The sequence below is a fragment of the Streptomyces sp. DT190 genome (genome assembly GCF_049846985.1).
GTDB lineage: Bacteria > Actinomycetota > Actinomycetes > Streptomycetales > Streptomycetaceae > Streptomyces.
Genome location: NZ_JBNCNM010000014.1, coordinates 71,076 through 87,254 on the forward strand (window position 1 = coordinate 71,076; position 16,179 = coordinate 87,254).

Sequence of the window (16,179 nt, forward strand, 5' to 3'; positions counted from 1 at the left end):
GCACGGTTCCCGACCGGCAGGACATTGTCCATCCCCCGGCCCGGCTCCGTCCCGTCCGTCCCCCGGACGGGGTTGTGGCGGTGTTTCAGTCCCGGCTGCCGGGTTCCCCCACCAGCGTGCCGATCTTCTCACCCTTGACGGCGCGAGCGATGTTGCCCTCCGCGAGCAGCTCGAAGACCACGATCGGGAGCTTGTTGTCGCGGCACAGCGTCACGGCCGTGGCGTCGGCGACCTTCAGGTCGCGGGTGATGACCTCGCCGTAGCCGAGGTGGTCGAACTTCACGGCGTCCGGGTTGGTCTTCGGGTCGGAGTCGTAGACCCCGTCCACACCGTTCTTGCCCATGAGCAGCGCCTCGGCGTCGATCTCGAGGGCGCGCTGGGCGGCGGTGGTGTCGGTGGAGAAGTACGGCATGCCCATACCGGCGCCGAAGATCACCACACGGCCCTTCTCGAGGTGCCGTACGGCGCGCAGCGGGATGTACGGCTCGGCGACCTGGCCCATGGTGATGGCGGTCTGCACACGGCAGTCCACGCCGACCTTCTCCAGGAAGTCCTGCAGGGCGAGGCAGTTCATGACCGTGCCGAGCATGCCCATGTAGTCGGAGCGGGCCCGGTCCATGCCGCGCTGCTGGAGTTCGGCGCCGCGGAAGAAGTTGCCGCCGCCGATGACGACCGCGATCTGCGCGCCGTCGCGTACGACGGCCGCGATCTCGCGGGCGATCTTGTGCACCACGTCGGGGTCGACGCCCAGGCCCCCACCGCCGGAGAAGGCCTCTCCGGACAGCTTCAGCAGAAACCGGCCGCGTACTTTGCCGTCGTCGCTCTTCTGGGCCTTGGTGGTCATGGGGGATCCCGCCTCTTTCACGTGTTGCACATACGAAGAAGGCCACTGCCGGCGGGGTGTGTTTCGCATCCCATACGGCAATGGCCTCCTCGTCAGATCTGCTGTCGTCCGTCACCCCTGTGACGGCGTACGCGGACGACTGCTGTCGACCCTATCGGGGTCGCGCGCCGATCGCGGTACGGACTCAGATGCCGACCTTGATGCGCGTGAAGCGCTTCAGGGTGACACCGGCCTCGTCCAGGACCTTCTGGACGGACTTCTTGTTGTCGAGCGCGTACGGCTGGCCCAGCAGCGTGGCGTCCTTGAAGAAGCCGTTGAGGCGACCCTCGACGATCTTCGGCAGGGCGGCCTCGGGCTTGCCTTCGGCGCGGGTGGTCTCCTCGGCGACGCGGCGCTCGGACTCGACGACCTCGGCCGGCACGTCCTCCTTGGAGAGGTACTTCGGCGCGAAGGCGGCGATGTGCTGGGCGACGCCCTTGGCGATCTCCGCGTTCGGCTTGTCCAGCTCGACGAGGACACCGATCTGCGGGGGCAGGTCGGGCATCGTGCGGTGCATGTACGCCGTGACGTAACCGTCGGCGAACTGCGCGAAGCGGTCCAGGACGATCTTCTCGCCCAGGTTGGCGTTGGCCTCGTCCACGAACGCCTGGACGGTCTTGCCGGCCTCGATCTCGGAGGCGAGCAGGGCCTCCAGGTCGGCCGGGGAGGTCTTGGCGACGTGCTCGGCGATGGCGGTGGCCACGGCCTGGAACTTCTCGCCCTTGGCGACGAAGTCCGTCTCGCACTTCAGCTCGACCAGGACGCCGGAGGAGTTGTCGTCGGCGATGATCGAGACCACGGCGCCGTTCTCGGCGGAGCGGCCCTCGCGCTTGGCGACGCCCTTCTGGCCCTTGATGCGGAGCGCCTCGACAGCCTTCTCGACGTTGCCCTCGGCCTCGTCCAGCGCCTTCTTGCAGTCCATCATGCCGGCGCCCGTGAGCTCGCGGAGCTTCTTGACGTCGGCGGCGGTGTAGTTCGCCATGAGTCTGTGAATCTTTCTCGAAGTCGGAAGATCGAAGATCTGCGGGATGCACCCCTATGGAGCACGGGGGCGCTGTCCTTCCGCCGACCTACGGGTGAACGGCGGGAGCGGACTTCATCGCGCCGAAGGCGCCTGGTGATGGAGTGCCGCTCCCGCCGTCAACGCGGACTGACGGGTCAGGCCTGCTCGGCCTCGGCCGGCTTCTCGCCCTCGGCCGACTTCTCGGCCTCGGCCTCGGCGGCCGGAGCAGCCTCGGCAGCCGGGGCGGCCTCGGCGGCGGGGGCGGCCTCGTCGGCCTTCTTCTCGCCCTCGAGCAGGTCGCGCTCCCACTCGGCCAGCGGCTCGCCGGCGGCCTTCTCGCCCTTGCCCTCGGTGGCGACACCGCTGCGGGCGATGAGGCCCTCGGCGACGGCGTCGGCGATGACGCGGGTGAGCAGGGTGACGGAGCGGATCGCGTCGTCGTTGCCCGGGATCTTGTAGTCGACCTCGTCGGGGTCGCAGTTGGTGTCGAGGATCGCGACGACCGGGATGTTCAGCTTCCGGGCCTCACCGACGGCGATGTGCTCCTTCTTGGTGTCCACGATCCAGACGGCGCTGGGCACCTTCTGCATCTCGCGGATACCGCCGAGGGTCTTCTCCAGCTTGGCCTTCTCGCGGGAGAGGACCAGCAGCTCCTTCTTGGTCAGACCGGAGGCCGCGACGTCCTCGAAGTCGATCTGCTCGAGCTCCTTCAGGCGCTGCAGGCGCTTGTAGACGGTCGAGAAGTTGGTGAGCATGCCGCCCAGCCAGCGCTGGTTGACGTAGGGCATGCCGACGCGGGTGGCCTGCTCGGCGATGGCCTCCTGCGCCTGCTTCTTGGTGCCGACGAACATGACCGTGCCGCCGTGGGCGACGGTCTCCTTGACGAACTCGTAGGCGCGGTCGATGTACGACAGCGACTGGAGCAGGTCGATGATGTAGATGCCGTTGCGCTCGGTGAAGATGAAGCGCTTCATCTTCGGGTTCCAACGGCGGGTCTGGTGACCGAAGTGGACGCCGCTCTCCAGCAGCTCCCGCATCGTGACGACGGCCATGGCCGTATCTCCTTGAATGTTCTCGGTTGTGCCGCGGATGCCGGACGGCTTCCGCGCCTGACGCCCGCTGCGCGCCGTGCCACGAGGGACCGAGGGGCGCTGATACGACCCGTTGCCGGGCTGCATATCGGGGCGTGCGAAGTCGACCCGGTGGCCCGGGTCGCCACCAGAAGTGTACGGGACCCGGGAGGTCCCGGGTGACGCCGTTGTCCACAACCGGGTGCCGGTCCACAGACGCGGGCGGCGAGGGCGGCGTTTCGGGACGCTTCTCCCCATGCGAGCGAAGCGATGTGTGCGCGTGATCACGCGCCTGGCCCTGTTGCTGACCCTGACCGCGGCCGTCCTGCTGGCACCGCCGCCACCCCTGTTCGCGGCCGTCCCACCGGCAGCGGGCCTTCCGCCGGCAGCGGACAGCACGGGGGCCGCAGACATGACGTGGGCCGCGGACGCCCCGCCGGCCGTGGACGCCCCGGTTGCAGCGGTGGACACCCCGGTTCCGGTGGACGCCCCGGTTCCGGTGGTGGGGCGCGGCTGGCCGGTCGGGGTGCGTCCCCGGGTGCTGCGCGGCTGGGAACCGCCGGCGACGGTCTACGGGCCGGGCCACCGGGGCGTGGACCTGGCGGCGGCGCCCGGGACGCCGGTACGGGCGGTGGCGGCGGGGCGGGTGGCCTTCGCGGGCCGGGTGGCGGGCAAGGGGGTGGTCTCGGTGGAACTCTCCGGGACCGGCGATCCCCCGCTGCGCACGACGTACGAACCGGTCACGCCGTCGGTCGAGGAGGGCGAGGAGGTGGCGCCGGGCGAGGTGATCGGCACCGTGGACGCGGGCGGCTCGCACTGCACGGCGCCCTGCGTGCACTGGGGGCTGCGCCGGGACGGGACGTACCTGAACCCGCTCTCGCTCCTGCCGCCGTGGCTCCTGTCCACGGGCCCGTCCAGGCTGCTGCCGTTGTACGCGTGACGCCGCCGGTGGGTTCCGTGACGGGATGCGTGCGCCGGCCCGGCCGCGGACGAGAAGCATGGCCCGGCCCGCGGCCCTGCCCTTGCCCGGCCCCTGCCTATGGAGGGGCTCAGCCGCGCACGCCTCGCAGGGCCATGGAGACCGCGGCCTCCGTGATCGTGCCGGGCTCCTCTGCCGCCCCCAGCTCGATCCTGCGCACCGCCGCGTCCACCACGCCCTGCACCAGCATCGCCGCGAGCCGGGGCTGCTCGTGCCCCATCTCCGCCAGCGCCTCGACGATCATCGCGACCAGCCCGCCGTGCGCCGCCCGGATCTTCTCCCGGGCGCCCGCGTCGAGTTCGCTCGCCGAGATCGCGACGACGGCCCGGTGCCGCCGGTCCCCGACCAGCTCCAGCTGCTGCCGCACGTACGCCTCGACCTTGGCCTCGGCCGTCTCCGCCCGCTCCATGGCCGCCGACACGTCCGCCGCCCACACGGGGAAGTCGACCTCGCACAGTTCCTCGACGACGGCCGCCCGGGACCGGAAGTACTCGTAGACGCTCGACCGCGCGAGACCCGTACGCTCGGCGAGGGCCGGGAAGGTCAGCGCCTCCGTACCGCCCTCGGACAACAAGGAACGAGCCGCGTCCAGCAGGGCGGCTCGCTGCATCGACCGGTGCTCGGCCACGGAGGCCGCTCGAATCCTTGGCACGTCAACCACTCTACGGACGAGCCGGGCCCGACGGGAGTGGCTCCCGCCCGACCGGCGCCGACCTGCCTGGTCAGCGGCCGAATCCGGCCAGTTTCGCTCTCAGCTGGAGGACGGACTTGGTGTGGATCTGGCTGACCCGGCTCTCGGTCACCCCCAGCACGTTGCCGATCTCGGCCAGCGTGAGGCCCTCGTAGTAGTACAGCGTGACCACGGTCTTCTCCCGCTCGGGCAGCGTGTTGATCGCCCGCGCCAGGAACCTCCGCAGCTCCCGGTCCTCGGCGACCTCCACGGGGTTGTCGGCGGCGGTGTCCTCCAGCGTGTCCATGACGCTGAGCCCGTCGCCGCCCTCGGCCCCGCCGTGCAGCAACTCCTCCAGGGCCACCACGTTGGCCAGCGACAACTGGCTGAACACCGCGTGCAGGTCCTCCACCGCGATGCCCATCTCGGCGGCCACCTCGCCCTCCGTCGGCGTCCGCCGCAGCCGCGCCTCCAGGGTGGCGTACGCCCGCTCCACGTTGCGCGCCTTCTGCCGCACCGAACGGGGGATCCAGTCCAGCGCCCGCAGCTCGTCGATCATCGCCCCGCGGATGCGCGTGATGGCGTACGTCTCGAACTTGATCTCCCGGTCGAGGTCGAACTTCTCGATCGCGTCGATCAGCCCGAAGACCCCCGAGGAGACGAAGTCCGCCTGCTCCACGTTGGACGGCAGACCCACGCTGACCCGTCCCGCGACGTACTTCACGAGCGGCGAGTAGTGCAGGATCAGCTGCTCCCGCAGCCGCTCGTCCCCCGTCGCCTTGTACGACCGCCACAGCTCGTCGAGCGTCGAGGGAGCGGGCGGCCGCACGCTGCCACCGTCACGGGCGGCTGGGGGGATCGCCGCCCGGTCGGACCCGGAGGTGTGCTGGGGCATTCGTCGCCTTGTGCCGTTCTGCTGCGGAGTGGTGCTGCCGAGGTGAGCTGTCTGTCTGATGTCGAGTTGCCTGTCCGTGTCGGGATCCTCGTGAGCGTAGCGTGACTGCGGAGTCGCGGTGCGCGAAGACCGGAGGCCGAAGCGGGCGCAGATACGTTCCGCGAGACGCTCCGCCGGACCGCCCCGAACGCTCGGTGTGATCACCACAGAAGCCCAACTGGGCGCATTTCCAAGGGGTGTCGGGGTTCCCCCGGACGGCCGAACACCGGCGGTCAGCCCGGCCCCGGAACACCGCGGACCGACATCACCGCCTGGCGTGTCAACTTCCAGCCGTCGCCGTGTCGTTCGACGTAACCGAGTGCTCGGAGTTCGTACAGTCTCGCGATCGCGTCGTCCTGCGCGGTCTGCGCACGGCGCGCGATCTCGTCGGGCGCGGCGACGCCCCGTCCGGGCAGCGCGGCGAGCACCTGCCGGGCCGCCGGCTCCAGCAGGTCCCGGGGCAGGACGGGACCGCGCCGGTCCGGTGCCAGCTGCCCGATGTCGCCGACCAGTTCCACGACGTCCGCGGCGTCGGAGACCAGGGTGGCCTCACCGCGCAGCAGTTCGTGCACCCCGGCGGACAGGGCGCTGATGGCGGGGCCGGGCACGCCCATGGTGTGCCGCCCCAGGCGCTGGGCCGCCCGGGCCGTGACGAGCGAGCCGCTGCGGTGGGCGGCCTCCACGACCACGGTGCCGCGGGTGAGGGCCGCGATGACGCGGTTGCGCAGGATGAAGCGGCTGGGGGTCGGATGGTCGCCGGGCGGCAACTCGCCGATCACCAGTCCCTGTTCGGCGATCCTGCCGATCAGCCGGCTGTGTCCGCGCGGGTAGGGCCGGTCGACCCCGCAGGCGAGCACGGCGACGGTGGCACCGCCCGCCCCGAGCGCTCCGCGGTGGGCGGCGCCGTCGACACCGTAGGCGCCGCCGGAGACCACGACCCAGCCCTGTTCGGCGAGGCCGGCGGCGAGGGTGGCCGCCATGTGGGCGCCGTACTCGGTGCAGGCCCGGGCTCCGACGACGGCCACGGACCTCAGCGCCCACATCCGCAGGGCGGCCCGGCCCCGGACCCACAGCCCGAGGGGCCGGGCGTCCCCGAGGTCGTCGAGCTGCGCCGGCCACTCGCTGCCGCCGGGGCACACGAAGCGGACCCCGGCGTCACGGGCGACGGCGAGATCATGACGCGGTCGGGCGAGCGCGGCCCGGGCCACGAGCCCGGCCCACCGCTTCCCGCTGACGCCCGGCAGGGCCGCCCCGCCCTCTCTGAGCCGCCGCACCACCTCCCCGGCCCCGAGCTCCCGCACCCACCGCCCACCGGCCTCGTCGCCGGGCTCGATGACGCGGGTGAGGAAGACGCGGGCGAGCAGTTCGCCCTCCGGAGCACCGACGGCGCTCATGTCGGGGCTCATGTCGGCGCGCCGATGGCCATGGGCACGCCCCGGGGCACGCCGGTGCGCAGTTGCAGCGCCAGGGCGACGTCCGTCGCGTCGGGCCGGTCGTGGCCGACGAGGTCGGCGACGGTCCAGGCCACCCGCAGGACGCGGTCGAGACCGCGGGCGGTCAGGACGCCCCGCTCCAGGTTCCGCTCGGCCTCGTCCATCGCGCCGGGCACGGCGTACCAGCGGCTGCGCAGCTCCCGCCCGGGCACCTCGCTGTTCGTGCGCCACGGGGTGCCCGCCAGGCGCTGTGCGGCACGGTCCCGGGCCGCCCGTACGCGGTCGGCGACCGTGGCCGTGGAATCGCCCCGGGCGCCGCAGGCGGTCAGCTGCGTGCGGGTGACACGGTCGACCTCGACGCGCAGGTCGACCCGGTCGAGCAGCGGACCCGACAGTCTGGCCTGGTAGCGGCGGATCGCCGAGGGCGGGCACTCGCACAGGTCGTCCCGCTGCGAGAACCGGCCGCACGGGCAGGGGTTGGCCGCGAGCACCATGAGGAACTTCGCCGGGAAGCGCACGACGCCCGCGCTGCGCGCGATCACGACGTGCCCGGCTTCCAGGGGCTGGCGCAGCGCGTCCAGCGCCCGGCTGCTGAACTCGGGCGTCTCGTCCAGGAACAGCACGCCGCGGTGCGACAGCGACACCGCGCCGGGCCGCGCGATGCCCGGGCCGCCGCCGACGAGCGCCTGCATCGTGGCCGAGTGGTGCGGGGCGCAGTAGGGGGCGACGTCGATCAGCGGCCTGCCCGGGGGCAGCAGGCCCGCCACCGAGTGGACCGCGGTGACCTCCAGTGACTCCTGCCGCTCGAGCCGGGGCAGGATGGCCGGCAGCCGCTCGGCGAGCATCGTCTTGCCCGCTCCGGGTGGCCCTTCGAGGAAGAGGTGATGGCCTCCGGCCGCGGCCACTTCCACCGCGGTGCGCGCCGAGGTCTGGCCGACGACGTCCGCGAGGTCGTGGCCGTGGTCGTGCTGGGCGGCCCCCATGCTGTGCATGCCGGTGGCCGCGCCCGTGCCGGGCACCCGCAGGCCGGCGAGGAGCGGGTCGGGTCGTCCCCGTTCGTCCGGCTCCTCCTCGGGCACGGGTTCGTCGGCCAGGACGGCGATCAGCTGGCGCAGGCTGCGCACGCCCAGCACGGACACGCCGGGCACCAGCGCGGCCTCGGCGGCGGCGCACTCCGGCACCACCACCTGCTCGTATCCCGCGTCCGCGGCCGCGAGCACCGCGGGCAGCACTCCCCGGACGGGCCGCACCCGACCGTCCAGGCCCAGCTCGCCGATCATCACGATGTCGGCCAGGACGCGGGGGTCGATGCGCTCCGCCGCGCCGAGGACCGCGGCCGCGACGGCCAGGTCGAAGCCGCTTCCGGACTTCGGCACCGACGCGGGGCTCAGCCCCACCGTGAGTTTCTTCTGCGGCCAGGCGGCGCCCGAGTTGACGACCGCGGCGCGCACCCGGTCCCGGCTCTCCGTGAGGCTCTTGTCGGGCAGTCCCACCAGCGTGAACGCCGCCACGCCCGGTTCCAGGTCGGCCTGCACCTCGACGACCACGCCCTCGACGCCCACCAGCGCCACGGAACACGTACGGGCGAATCCCATCAGGCCACCCCCCGCACGTGCTCGACCACGGCCGCGCCGCGGGCCGGCAGCAGTACCCCGACCACGTCGATGCGGACCCCGCCGGGCGGCGCGCCCCCCTGCGTCTGGATCCAGCGCTCGGCGAGGTCCCGAAGCCGCTGGGCCTTCTGCGGGGTCACGGCCGCCATCGGATGCTCGAAGGGACCTTCCCTGCGGGTCTTGACCTCGCAGACGACCAGGACGTCCCCGTCGCGGGCCACGATGTCGATCTCTCCCGCGCGGCCGGAGCGCCAGTTGCGCTCCAGCACCGTCAGGCCGGTCTCCGCCAGCCGCCGGGCCGCCAGGGTCTCTCCGTACCTGCCCATCGCACTGCGTGCGTTCATGTCGGCACCACCTCCGGCGCCAACGATCACGCAGCCCCGCCCACCGAGTGGATCTTGGTGGACGGCTCAGCCGTTGTGGACAACGTCGTCACCCACCCGGGTGACCGCGCGGCCTTCAGCCGCTGGGCAGCTCCAGATCGCTCTTGTTCAGCTCCTCGATGTTCACGTCCTTGAACGTGAGCACCCGGACCTGCTTCACGAAGCGCGCCGGGCGGTACATGTCCCACACCCAGGCATCCGCCATGGACACCTCGAAGAACACCTCACCCTGGACGGAGTGCACCTGCATCTCGTAGTCGTTGGTGAGGTAGAAGCGCCGCTCGGTCTCGATCACGTATTTGAACAGACCGACGACATCGCGGTACTCCCGGTAGAGCTTCAGCTCCATCTCGGTCTCGTACTTCTCGAGGTCCTCGGCGCTCATGGCATGTTCCCCTTCAGCCGTGCGATCCCCCCATTGTGCGCCAGTCCCGTGAGCCCCTAGACGATTTCCGGGTCAAGGATCACAGGCCTGGCCGGGGGACCCTCGTCGAGCAGCGTGCGCAGCAGCCCGGCGAGTCTGGTCGGATACACCGTCTCATGTGCCCGGCTCAGTTCCGGACACGTCCACCAGCGCGCTCCGGCGACACTGCGCCGTTCCAGTTCGGTCAGCCCGGCGGCGGCGATCTCCGTGCGGTCCGTCCGGGCCAGGAAGTACCACTCGTCCTGGTCCCAGCGGCGGCCCGCGAACGGGAACGAGCACCTGCGCCGCCACAGCACCGGGCCGAGTTCGACCTCGGTGATGCCCGTCTCCTCGGCGAGTTCCCGCAGGGCGGCCTGTTCCCGGGTCTCGTCGCCCTCCACACCGCCGCCCGGGGTGAACCACCAGTCGTCGGCCGGATCGTCCGGCTCGTGCCCGTGCAGCAGCAGGATGCGGTCGCGCGGGTCGAGCAGCACCACCCGGGCGACCTTGCGCAGTCCGCCCCGGTAGGTGTCCCGGCCCGCCGGCACGGCCTCAGCGGACACCGGCGGGTTCCGTCTCCGCCCGGCGGGCACGGGCCGCGGCCGTCCGCTTGGCGACGGGCCCGTAGGCGCCTCCGCCGAGGACGAGAACGGCGCCGGCGATCACCAGGAAGGTGATCGTCCGCAGCGGTCCGGGCGAGGAGAGGCCGCCGAGCGGTTCGAAGCCGGTGGGGCGCTCCAGCATGCCCTCCATGGGCCAGACGACCGCGTCCACGCGCGCGTCCACGGCGGAGCGGGCCACCGTGCCGCCGGCGGCGTCGGTGAGGTGGGCGGTGGAGTCCACGGAGTTGCCGCGCTCGTCGCCGAGCAGGAAGAGACGGCCCCGGGGGACGGTCACGGTCGGGAAGTTGCTCATCTCCGCCGGTGTGCCCTCGGGCAGGTACGTCTCGTCGATCTCCTTGCCGTTGACCCGCAGCTTGCCGTCCTGGCAGCAGGAGACCGTGTCGCCGCCGACGGCGACCACGCGCTTGACCATGGGCGCGTCGGCCCAGGTGGCGTCCTTGAAGACGACGACGTCACCGCGGCGCACCTCATCGCCGTCCACCCGCTGGGCGAGGATGCGGTCGCCCGCGTCGATCGTCGGCGTCATCGAACTGGTCGGCACGGTGTACGGCAGGTAGACCACCGCGCCCCAGGCGAACCCCCCGAGGAAAAGCACCAGGCCCAGTGCGACGGCCAGCCCGGACAGCCGCTGTCCGGTCCGGCTGCCCACCGGGCCCGTGCCGGGGCCGCCGCCGCGCGGGGCCGTGTGCGTCATGCTCTCGCCACCCATGGGTCCGCACCCTACCCGGGGGTACGGCCCGGGGTCAGCAGACGGACGGAATCCCGGCTTCCCGGCCGGGACCAGTGCTTCCGGCCCGGCCGACACCAGCGCTTTCGCGGCTCGCTACGGCTTCCGGCGCCGCCACCACACCACCGGCACCACACCGGCCAGCGCAAGACCCTGCGGCGCCACCGGAATGCCGGCGGCGGCCGGCTGCGCGTTCAGGCCGGGCTGGTCGAAGGTGTCGGGCACGGGCAGGTTGTCCCAGCGGTTGATCGGCCAGGCGACGACGACGGCCCGCCCGACGACGTCCTTCACGGGGACCATGCCGTGGTTCTTGTCCGCCTGGTTGTACCGGGAGTCCCGGGAGTTCTGGCGGTGGTCGCCCATGACCCAGATGAAGCCCTCGGGGATCTTCACCTTGAACTGGCCGCCCTGGTCGTCGACGCTGCACGGCGTGTTGCCGGGGTAGACGTACGACGCCTCGTTCAGGGCCTTGCCGTTGACCGTCAGCGGGCCGGTGTTCTTGCACTCGACCGTGTCGCCGCCGACGCCGACGACGCGCTTGATGAGGTCCTTCTCCTCGACCGACGGCATGAGGCCGATCCAGCTGAGGAACGTCTGCAGGGCGTTCGGGTCCGTGGTCGGCTCGCCCGCCAGCCAGTTGTCGGGGTCGTGGAAGACGACGACCTCGCCGCGCTCGGGCTCGGAGCCGAACCAGGGGGTGAGCTTGTCGACGAGGACCCGGTCGCCCTGCTGGAGGGTGTTCTGCATCGAGTCGGAGGGGATGGAGAACGCCTGCACCAGGAACGTCTTGATCAGCAGCGCCAGCACCAGCGCGATACCGATCAGGATGGGCAGCTCCTTCCAGAAGGAGCGCGGTTTCCTCGGTGTCCCGGCCGTACCGCCCGGTCCCTGGCCCTCACCTGTGCTGTGCTCGTCCGTCACCCTGTCGCCTTCGGCTGCCCCGGAGTCACTCCCGGAGGTCACGGCGCTGTCCGCGGCCGGGACGGCGGATTGCGCGGGACGTCCGCGGTGCTCCTCGCCGTCGTGTCCGGACCGTGCGCCGACCGCCACATCCCCCACGCCAACTCCTCACTCTGTGCCGCCGCCTGCCCCACACGCGGCGCAGGCCCACCACTCCCATAACGAGCGGGAGTTCCGCAGGGGTCGGGAGCTGGATCGCTTCGTTCGAATCCTCGGGGGCAACCCTATGCGACAGCCGGGCGGCAGCGGTCGACCCGGTGCCCGAGTCGGTGACGGAGGCGTAGGTGTTCGGCTCCTCCAGGGTGGTCCAGTGGCCCAGGGGCCAGGCGATGACCATGGCGCGGCCCACCACCTCGTCCTCGGAGACGGTGCCGCCGTAGTCGGTGTCCTGGTGCGCGCGGGAGTCGGCGGAGTTGTTGCGGTGGTCGCCCATCACCCACAGGCGCCCCTGCGGGACGGTGATGTCGAACGGCGTGTCCGACGGGGCGGCGCCCGGGTACAGGTAGTCCTCGTTCAGCGGGACGCCGTTGACGGTCACGCGCCCCTGCGCGTCACAGCACTTGACGCGGTCGCCGCCCACGCCGACGACCCGCTTGATGAGGTCCTTCTCGTTCTCGGACGGCAGCAGGCCGATGAACGTGAGCCCTTCCTTGATCTGCTTGATGACGACCGGATCGTCCTTCTTGGCCGTGGGCTGCTCGTCCTGGAGCCAGCCGCCGGGGTCCTTGAACACGACGACGTCCCCGCGCTGCGGCTCGGAGCCGAACCACGGGGTGAGTTTGTCGACCAGGACGCGGTCGCCGATCTGGATCGTCTGCTCCATGGAGCCCGACGGGATGACGAAGGCCTGGACGAGGAAGGTCTTCAGCACGAGGGCTATGAGGACGGCGACGCCGACGAGAAGGGGTATCTCCTTGACGGCACCGCGTCTGCGGCGCCGCTTGACCTTCTTCTGGAGCTTGCGCCGCTCGGCGCGCGTACGGCCGCCGGCGGAGCCGGCCGCGCGCCGGGCCCCGGTGGGCAGCAGGTTGTCCGCGGGGCCGGCCGGGACCCCGCGCGGTTTGCCGCGGTTACCCATGGGCGCCCGCCTCTGCGGCGGCGGGGGCGGGCACGCGGGCGTAGGCGTCGGGGCGGTGCAGCCGGGTGGCGTGCCCGAAGGGCCAGACGATCGCGTCGGCGCGGCCGATCACGTCATCGACGGGGATCATGCCGCCGCCGGGCGAGCCGAGGTGGTCGCGGGAGTCGCTGGAGTCGCTGCGGTGGTCGCCGAGGAGGAAGAGCCTGCCGTCGGGCACGACGACGTCGAAGGGCACCGCGGACGGGCTGTCCCCGGGATACAGGAAGCCCGACTCGTCGACCGGCCGGCCGTTCACCTGGATCCTCCCCTCCTTGTCGCAGCAGACGACGTGGTCTCCCCCCACGCCGACAACGCGTTTGACGTAGTCCGCGTGCCCGAAGTACCCGGTCCCGTCGAACACGACGATGTCTCCCCGCTGCGGCGCGGCACCGAAACGGTATGCCAACTTATTTACGAGAACCCGGTCCCCGATCCTCAATGCGCGCTCCATGGATCCGCTGGGGATCTGGAACGGCCGCAGCACGAAGGTGCTGAGGAACAGCAGGAACAGCAGGCAGGTCAGCAGGGTGAGAGTGAACCGGCCGCCCGGGAGCCAGGCACCGGCCCTCGACAGCAACGCGAAACGCGACCGGTCCTCCGGCCCTTCGGGACCCGAGGCGGTGGCCTCGGAGTCGGAAGGGCGGGAGGAGCGGTCGCGCTCCGTGTGCTGTGCTTCGGTGTCCATCGGAGCCAGATGCTATCCGGCTCCGGTGTGAACCCCGGAGAGCGCTCAGTTCTCGCGCTTCTCCTTGATCTTCGCGGCCTTGCCGCGCAGCTCGCGCAGGTAGTACAGCTTGGCGCGCCGGACGTCACCCTTGGTGACGAGCTCGATCTTCTCGACGATCGGGGTGTGCACCGGGAAGGTGCGCTCGACGCCGACGGAGAAGGAGACCTTGCGGACCGTGAAGGTCTCGCGCACGCCGGAGCCCTGGCGGCGGATCACGACGCCCTTGAACTGCTGCACACGGGAGCGGTTGCCCTCGATGACGCGGACGTGCACGTTGACCGTGTCGCCCGGGCGGAAGGCGGGGACGTCGCTGCGCAGCGACGCGGAGTCGACGGTGTCGAGCAGGTGAGACATTTCGTCTGCTTTCCTCGCTGATGCCACAGGTCATCAACGGAAACTAGGTGTTTCGGGATCAGGTGTGTGCGGGTCGGGGCGGACGTCGTCTCCCCCTGTGGCAGGGGCGCACGCCGGACGGACGCACAACAGCTGGCTATTCTTCCACGCCGTCGGTCCTGCGCCAAAATCGGCCGTGCGGCTCCCCGGCCGGGTCGGGTGCCCAGCCCAGGATGGAGAGCATCTCGCGGTCCTTCTTGTCGAAGGCCTTGGGGTCGCAGCGCTCGATGAGGTCGGGACGGTGCGCGGTGGTGCGCTTGAGGGCCTCGTCCCGGCGCCAGCGGGCGATCTTCCCGTGGTGGCCGCTGAGCAGCACGTCGGGGATGTCCCGGCCGCGCCACTCGGGCGGCTTGGTGTAGACGGGCCCTTCCAGCAGGTTGGCCATGGCACCGGGCGCGAAGGAGTCGTCCCGGTGCGACTCGGCGTTGCCCAGGACACCGGGCAGCAGCCGCGCCACGGCCTCCGTGATGACGAGCACGGCCGCCTCGCCACCGGCCAGGACGTAGTCGCCGATGGAGACCTCGTGGACCGGCATGCGCGTCGCGTACTCGTCGACGACGCGGCGGTCGATGCCCTCGTAGCGGGCCGGCGTGAAGATCAGCCAGGGGCGCTCGGAGAGGTGGACGGCGAGTTCCTGGGTGAAGGGGCGGCCGCTCGGGGTGGGCACGATGAGGGCGGGCTCACGGGAGCCGGTCTCGTAGCCGTCGGCCAGGACGGAGTCCAGGGCGTCTCCCCAGGGCTCGGTCTTCATGACCATGCCGGGGCCGCCGCCGTAGGGGGTGTCGTCGACCGTGTTGTGGCGGTCGTAGGTCCAGGACCGCAGGTCGTGGACGTGGACGTTCAGCTGTCCACGCGCGCGTGCCTTGCCGACGAGGGAGACGTTCAGCGGTTCCAGGTACTCGGGGAAGATCGTGACGACGTCGAGGCGCATCAGGACTCGTCCCGGCTGGAGGCGATCTCGGCGCGGTCGTCGATCAGGCCCGGGGGCGGGGTGATGACGGCCCTCTGCTCCTCCAGGTCGATCTCGGCGACGATCTCCTCGACGAAGGGGATCATCACCTCGCTGCCGTCGGGGCGCTCCACGATGAACAGGTCCTGGGTGGGCAGGTGCGAGATCTCCGTGATCCGCCCGACCTCGGTGCCGTCGGCGGTGACCACGTCGAGGTCGACGAGCTGGTGGTCGTAGTACTCGTCCTCGCCCTCGGGCAGTTCCTCCGGGTCGACCTCGGCGATCAGGAGGGTGTTGCGCAGCGCCTCGGCGCCGGTGCGGTCGCGGACGCCCTCGAAGCGCAGCAGGAGGCGGCCGCTGTGGACACGGCCCGTCTCGATGGTGAGGGGTCCCGCGGAGGCGGGGTCGGTGGCGAGCACCGCGCCGGGGGCGAGCCTCAGCTCCGGCTCGTCGGTCCGTACCTCGACGGTGACCTCACCCTTGATGCCATGGGCACGGCCGACCCGTGCGACTACCAGCTGCACCTGTCCAAGTCTCCTTGTCATACGACTGCGGGCCGGGGACGGCCCAGTGGCCCTCCCCGGCCCGAGCCGGTTGCGCGATAAGCGTCAGCGGACGTGGTCCACGTCGACGAGGTCGACGCGGACACCGCGACCGCCGATGGCGCCCACGACGGTGCGCAGGGCGCGTGCGGTGCGGCCGTTGCGGCCGATCACCTTGCCGAGGTCGTCCGGGTGGACCCGGACCTCGAGCACCCGCCCGCGGCGCAGGTTGCGCGAGGCGACCTGCACATCGTCAGGGTTGTCGACGATGCCCTTCACGAGGTGCTCGAGAGCCTCCTCGAGCATGCTCAGGCCTCGGTCGAAGCGGACTCAGCAGCAGCGTCGTCCTTCTTCTCAGCCTTCTTCTTCTGGGTGATGGCCTCACCCTTGCCCTCGTCGTCACCGCCGAGAGCCTCGAACGACGGGCGCGCGGCCTTCTCGGGCTGCGTCAGGAGCGGGGCCGGAGCCGGCTCGCCCTTGAACTTCTGCCAGTCGCCGGTCTTCTTCAGGATGGCGAGGACGGGCTCGGTCGGCTGCGCGCCGACACCCAGCCAGTACGCCACGCGGTCCGCGTCGACCTCGATGACCGACGGGTTGTACGTCGGGTGGTACTTGCCGATCTCCTCGATCGCACGGCCGTCGCGACGGGTGCGGGAGTCGGCGACGACGATGCGGTAGTGAGGCGAACGGATCTTGCCCAGACGCTTCAGCTTGATCTTGACTGCCACGGGAGTGGGTTCTCCTGGATTTGACGTGGTTGGGCACGGCGA

20 protein-coding genes are annotated in these 16,179 nt (G+C 71.4%); 1 reads left to right on the plus strand and 19 read right to left on the minus strand.

Annotated elements, in window-relative coordinates; genetic code table 11:
* Nucleotides 1-85: 85 nt before the first annotated feature.
* The 3 genes from pyrH to rpsB form a co-directional block, all read right to left on the minus strand.
* Nucleotides 86-844 carry a UMP kinase gene (pyrH, locus tag ACPXCS_RS23780; RefSeq protein WP_383325837.1) on the minus strand — a complete coding sequence of 253 codons (759 nt, stop codon included), beginning with the start codon at nucleotides 842-844 and terminating at the stop codon, nucleotides 86-88.
* A gap of 184 nt (nucleotides 845-1,028) precedes the next feature.
* Nucleotides 1,029-1,865: a translation elongation factor Ts gene (gene tsf, locus ACPXCS_RS23785; RefSeq protein ID WP_094055784.1), complete on the minus strand. Its 837-nt coding sequence runs from the start codon at nucleotides 1,863-1,865 to the stop codon at nucleotides 1,029-1,031.
* Nucleotides 1,866-2,041: 176 nt separating this feature from the next.
* Nucleotides 2,042-2,938, minus strand: coding sequence for a 30S ribosomal protein S2 (gene rpsB / locus ACPXCS_RS23790; RefSeq protein ID WP_425947795.1), 897 nt, complete (start codon nucleotides 2,936-2,938; stop codon nucleotides 2,042-2,044).
* Nucleotides 2,939-3,212: 274 nt separating this feature from the next.
* Here rpsB and ACPXCS_RS23795 point away from each other — a divergent pair, with 274 nt between their 5' ends.
* Entirely contained in the window at nucleotides 3,213-3,896 is a 684-nt protein-coding gene (locus tag ACPXCS_RS23795; protein WP_425947793.1) for a murein hydrolase activator EnvC family protein, read from the plus strand.
* A gap of 109 nt (nucleotides 3,897-4,005) precedes the next feature.
* Here ACPXCS_RS23795 and ACPXCS_RS23800 read toward each other — a convergent pair whose 3' ends face one another.
* From ACPXCS_RS23800 to rpsP, 16 genes are all read right to left on the minus strand, one after another.
* Nucleotides 4,006-4,563, minus strand: coding sequence for a TetR/AcrR family transcriptional regulator (locus ACPXCS_RS23800; protein ID WP_425947920.1), 558 nt, complete (start codon nucleotides 4,561-4,563; stop codon nucleotides 4,006-4,008).
* A 94-nt stretch (nucleotides 4,564-4,657) separates the two neighbouring features.
* Entirely contained in the window at nucleotides 4,658-5,500 is an 843-nt protein-coding gene (gene whiG / locus ACPXCS_RS23805) for an RNA polymerase sigma factor WhiG (RefSeq protein WP_425947791.1), read from the minus strand.
* A gap of 272 nt (nucleotides 5,501-5,772) precedes the next feature.
* Nucleotides 5,773-6,933 carry a DNA-processing protein DprA gene (gene dprA / locus ACPXCS_RS23810; RefSeq protein WP_425947789.1) on the minus strand — a complete coding sequence of 387 codons (1,161 nt, stop codon included), beginning with the start codon at nucleotides 6,931-6,933 and terminating at the stop codon, nucleotides 5,773-5,775.
* A gap of 8 nt (nucleotides 6,934-6,941) precedes the next feature.
* On the minus strand, nucleotides 6,942-8,567 hold the full coding sequence (locus ACPXCS_RS23815) for a YifB family Mg chelatase-like AAA ATPase (protein WP_425947788.1): 1,626 nt from the start codon (nucleotides 8,565-8,567) through the stop codon (nucleotides 6,942-6,944).
* On the minus strand, nucleotides 8,567-8,959 hold the full coding sequence (locus ACPXCS_RS23820) for a YraN family protein (protein ID WP_425947786.1): 393 nt from the start codon (nucleotides 8,957-8,959) through the stop codon (nucleotides 8,567-8,569). Before ACPXCS_RS23820 ends, ACPXCS_RS23815 begins: the two co-directional genes overlap by 1 nt.
* Before the next feature lie 85 nt (nucleotides 8,960-9,044).
* Nucleotides 9,045-9,353 carry a DUF2469 domain-containing protein gene (locus tag ACPXCS_RS23825; protein ID WP_003993268.1) on the minus strand — a complete coding sequence of 103 codons (309 nt, stop codon included), beginning with the start codon at nucleotides 9,351-9,353 and terminating at the stop codon, nucleotides 9,045-9,047.
* A gap of 56 nt (nucleotides 9,354-9,409) precedes the next feature.
* Nucleotides 9,410-9,934, minus strand: coding sequence for an NUDIX hydrolase (locus ACPXCS_RS23830; protein ID WP_425947784.1), 525 nt, complete (start codon nucleotides 9,932-9,934; stop codon nucleotides 9,410-9,412).
* Complete coding sequence (gene lepB / locus ACPXCS_RS23835; protein ID WP_425947782.1) at nucleotides 9,924-10,703, minus strand: signal peptidase I; 780 nt, start codon at nucleotides 10,701-10,703, stop codon at nucleotides 9,924-9,926. The genes ACPXCS_RS23830 and lepB (ACPXCS_RS23835) overlap by 11 nt, the downstream gene beginning before the upstream one ends.
* Nucleotides 10,704-10,817: 114 nt before the next feature.
* A complete protein-coding gene (gene lepB / locus ACPXCS_RS23840; protein WP_425947780.1) occupies nucleotides 10,818-11,780 on the minus strand; it encodes a signal peptidase I in 963 nt (320 codons plus the stop codon).
* On the minus strand, nucleotides 11,668-12,759 hold the full coding sequence (lepB, locus tag ACPXCS_RS23845) for a signal peptidase I (protein WP_425947778.1): 1,092 nt from the start codon (nucleotides 12,757-12,759) through the stop codon (nucleotides 11,668-11,670). The genes lepB (ACPXCS_RS23840) and lepB (ACPXCS_RS23845) overlap by 113 nt, the downstream gene beginning before the upstream one ends.
* Nucleotides 12,752-13,483, minus strand: coding sequence for a signal peptidase I (lepB, locus tag ACPXCS_RS23850; protein WP_425947776.1), 732 nt, complete (start codon nucleotides 13,481-13,483; stop codon nucleotides 12,752-12,754). The genes lepB (ACPXCS_RS23845) and lepB (ACPXCS_RS23850) overlap by 8 nt, the downstream gene beginning before the upstream one ends.
* Before the next feature lie 45 nt (nucleotides 13,484-13,528).
* Complete coding sequence (rplS, locus tag ACPXCS_RS23855) at nucleotides 13,529-13,879, minus strand: 50S ribosomal protein L19 (protein WP_030852073.1); 351 nt, start codon at nucleotides 13,877-13,879, stop codon at nucleotides 13,529-13,531.
* Between the two features lie 136 nt (nucleotides 13,880-14,015).
* Nucleotides 14,016-14,849, minus strand: coding sequence for a tRNA (guanosine(37)-N1)-methyltransferase TrmD (gene trmD / locus ACPXCS_RS23860; RefSeq protein WP_425947775.1), 834 nt, complete (start codon nucleotides 14,847-14,849; stop codon nucleotides 14,016-14,018).
* Nucleotides 14,849-15,391, minus strand: a complete 543-nt coding sequence (gene rimM / locus ACPXCS_RS23865; RefSeq protein WP_425947773.1) for a ribosome maturation factor RimM — start codon at nucleotides 15,389-15,391, stop codon at nucleotides 14,849-14,851. The genes trmD and rimM overlap by 1 nt, the downstream gene beginning before the upstream one ends.
* 84 nt (nucleotides 15,392-15,475) lie before the next feature.
* Nucleotides 15,476-15,715: an RNA-binding protein gene (locus tag ACPXCS_RS23870; protein WP_003973401.1), complete on the minus strand. Its 240-nt coding sequence runs from the start codon at nucleotides 15,713-15,715 to the stop codon at nucleotides 15,476-15,478.
* A gap of 2 nt (nucleotides 15,716-15,717) precedes the next feature.
* Nucleotides 15,718-16,137, minus strand: a complete 420-nt coding sequence (gene rpsP / locus ACPXCS_RS23875) for a 30S ribosomal protein S16 (protein ID WP_365094391.1) — start codon at nucleotides 16,135-16,137, stop codon at nucleotides 15,718-15,720.
* Nucleotides 16,138-16,179 lie beyond the last annotated feature (42 nt).

Coding starts and splice junctions, on each gene's coding strand:
- rplS (WP_030852073.1), bottom strand. CDS start 13,879: ATGTCTCACCTGCTCGACACCGTCGACTCCGCGTCGCTGCGCAGCGAC.
- rpsB (WP_425947795.1), bottom strand. CDS start 2,938: ATGGCCGTCGTCACGATGCGGGAGCTGCTGGAGAGCGGCGTCCACTTC.
- lepB (WP_425947782.1), bottom strand. CDS start 10,703: ATGGGTGGCGAGAGCATGACGCACACGGCCCCGCGCGGCGGCGGCCCC.
- dprA (WP_425947789.1), bottom strand. CDS start 6,933: ATGAGCGCCGTCGGTGCTCCGGAGGGCGAACTGCTCGCCCGCGTCTTC.
- tsf (WP_094055784.1), bottom strand. CDS start 1,865: ATGGCGAACTACACCGCCGCCGACGTCAAGAAGCTCCGCGAGCTCACG.
- pyrH (WP_383325837.1), bottom strand. CDS start 844: ATGACCACCAAGGCCCAGAAGAGCGACGACGGCAAAGTACGCGGCCGG.
- whiG (WP_425947791.1), bottom strand. CDS start 5,500: ATGCCCCAGCACACCTCCGGGTCCGACCGGGCGGCGATCCCCCCAGCC.
- ACPXCS_RS23825 (WP_003993268.1), bottom strand. CDS start 9,353: ATGAGCGCCGAGGACCTCGAGAAGTACGAGACCGAGATGGAGCTGAAG.
- lepB (WP_425947778.1), bottom strand. CDS start 12,759: ATGGGTAACCGCGGCAAACCGCGCGGGGTCCCGGCCGGCCCCGCGGAC.
- ACPXCS_RS23870 (WP_003973401.1), bottom strand. CDS start 15,715: ATGCTCGAGGAGGCTCTCGAGCACCTCGTGAAGGGCATCGTCGACAAC.
- ACPXCS_RS23795 (WP_425947793.1), top strand. CDS start 3,213: ATGCGAGCGAAGCGATGTGTGCGCGTGATCACGCGCCTGGCCCTGTTG.
- lepB (WP_425947776.1), bottom strand. CDS start 13,483: ATGGACACCGAAGCACAGCACACGGAGCGCGACCGCTCCTCCCGCCCT.
- ACPXCS_RS23815 (WP_425947788.1), bottom strand. CDS start 8,567: ATGGGATTCGCCCGTACGTGTTCCGTGGCGCTGGTGGGCGTCGAGGGC.
- trmD (WP_425947775.1), bottom strand. CDS start 14,849: ATGCGCCTCGACGTCGTCACGATCTTCCCCGAGTACCTGGAACCGCTG.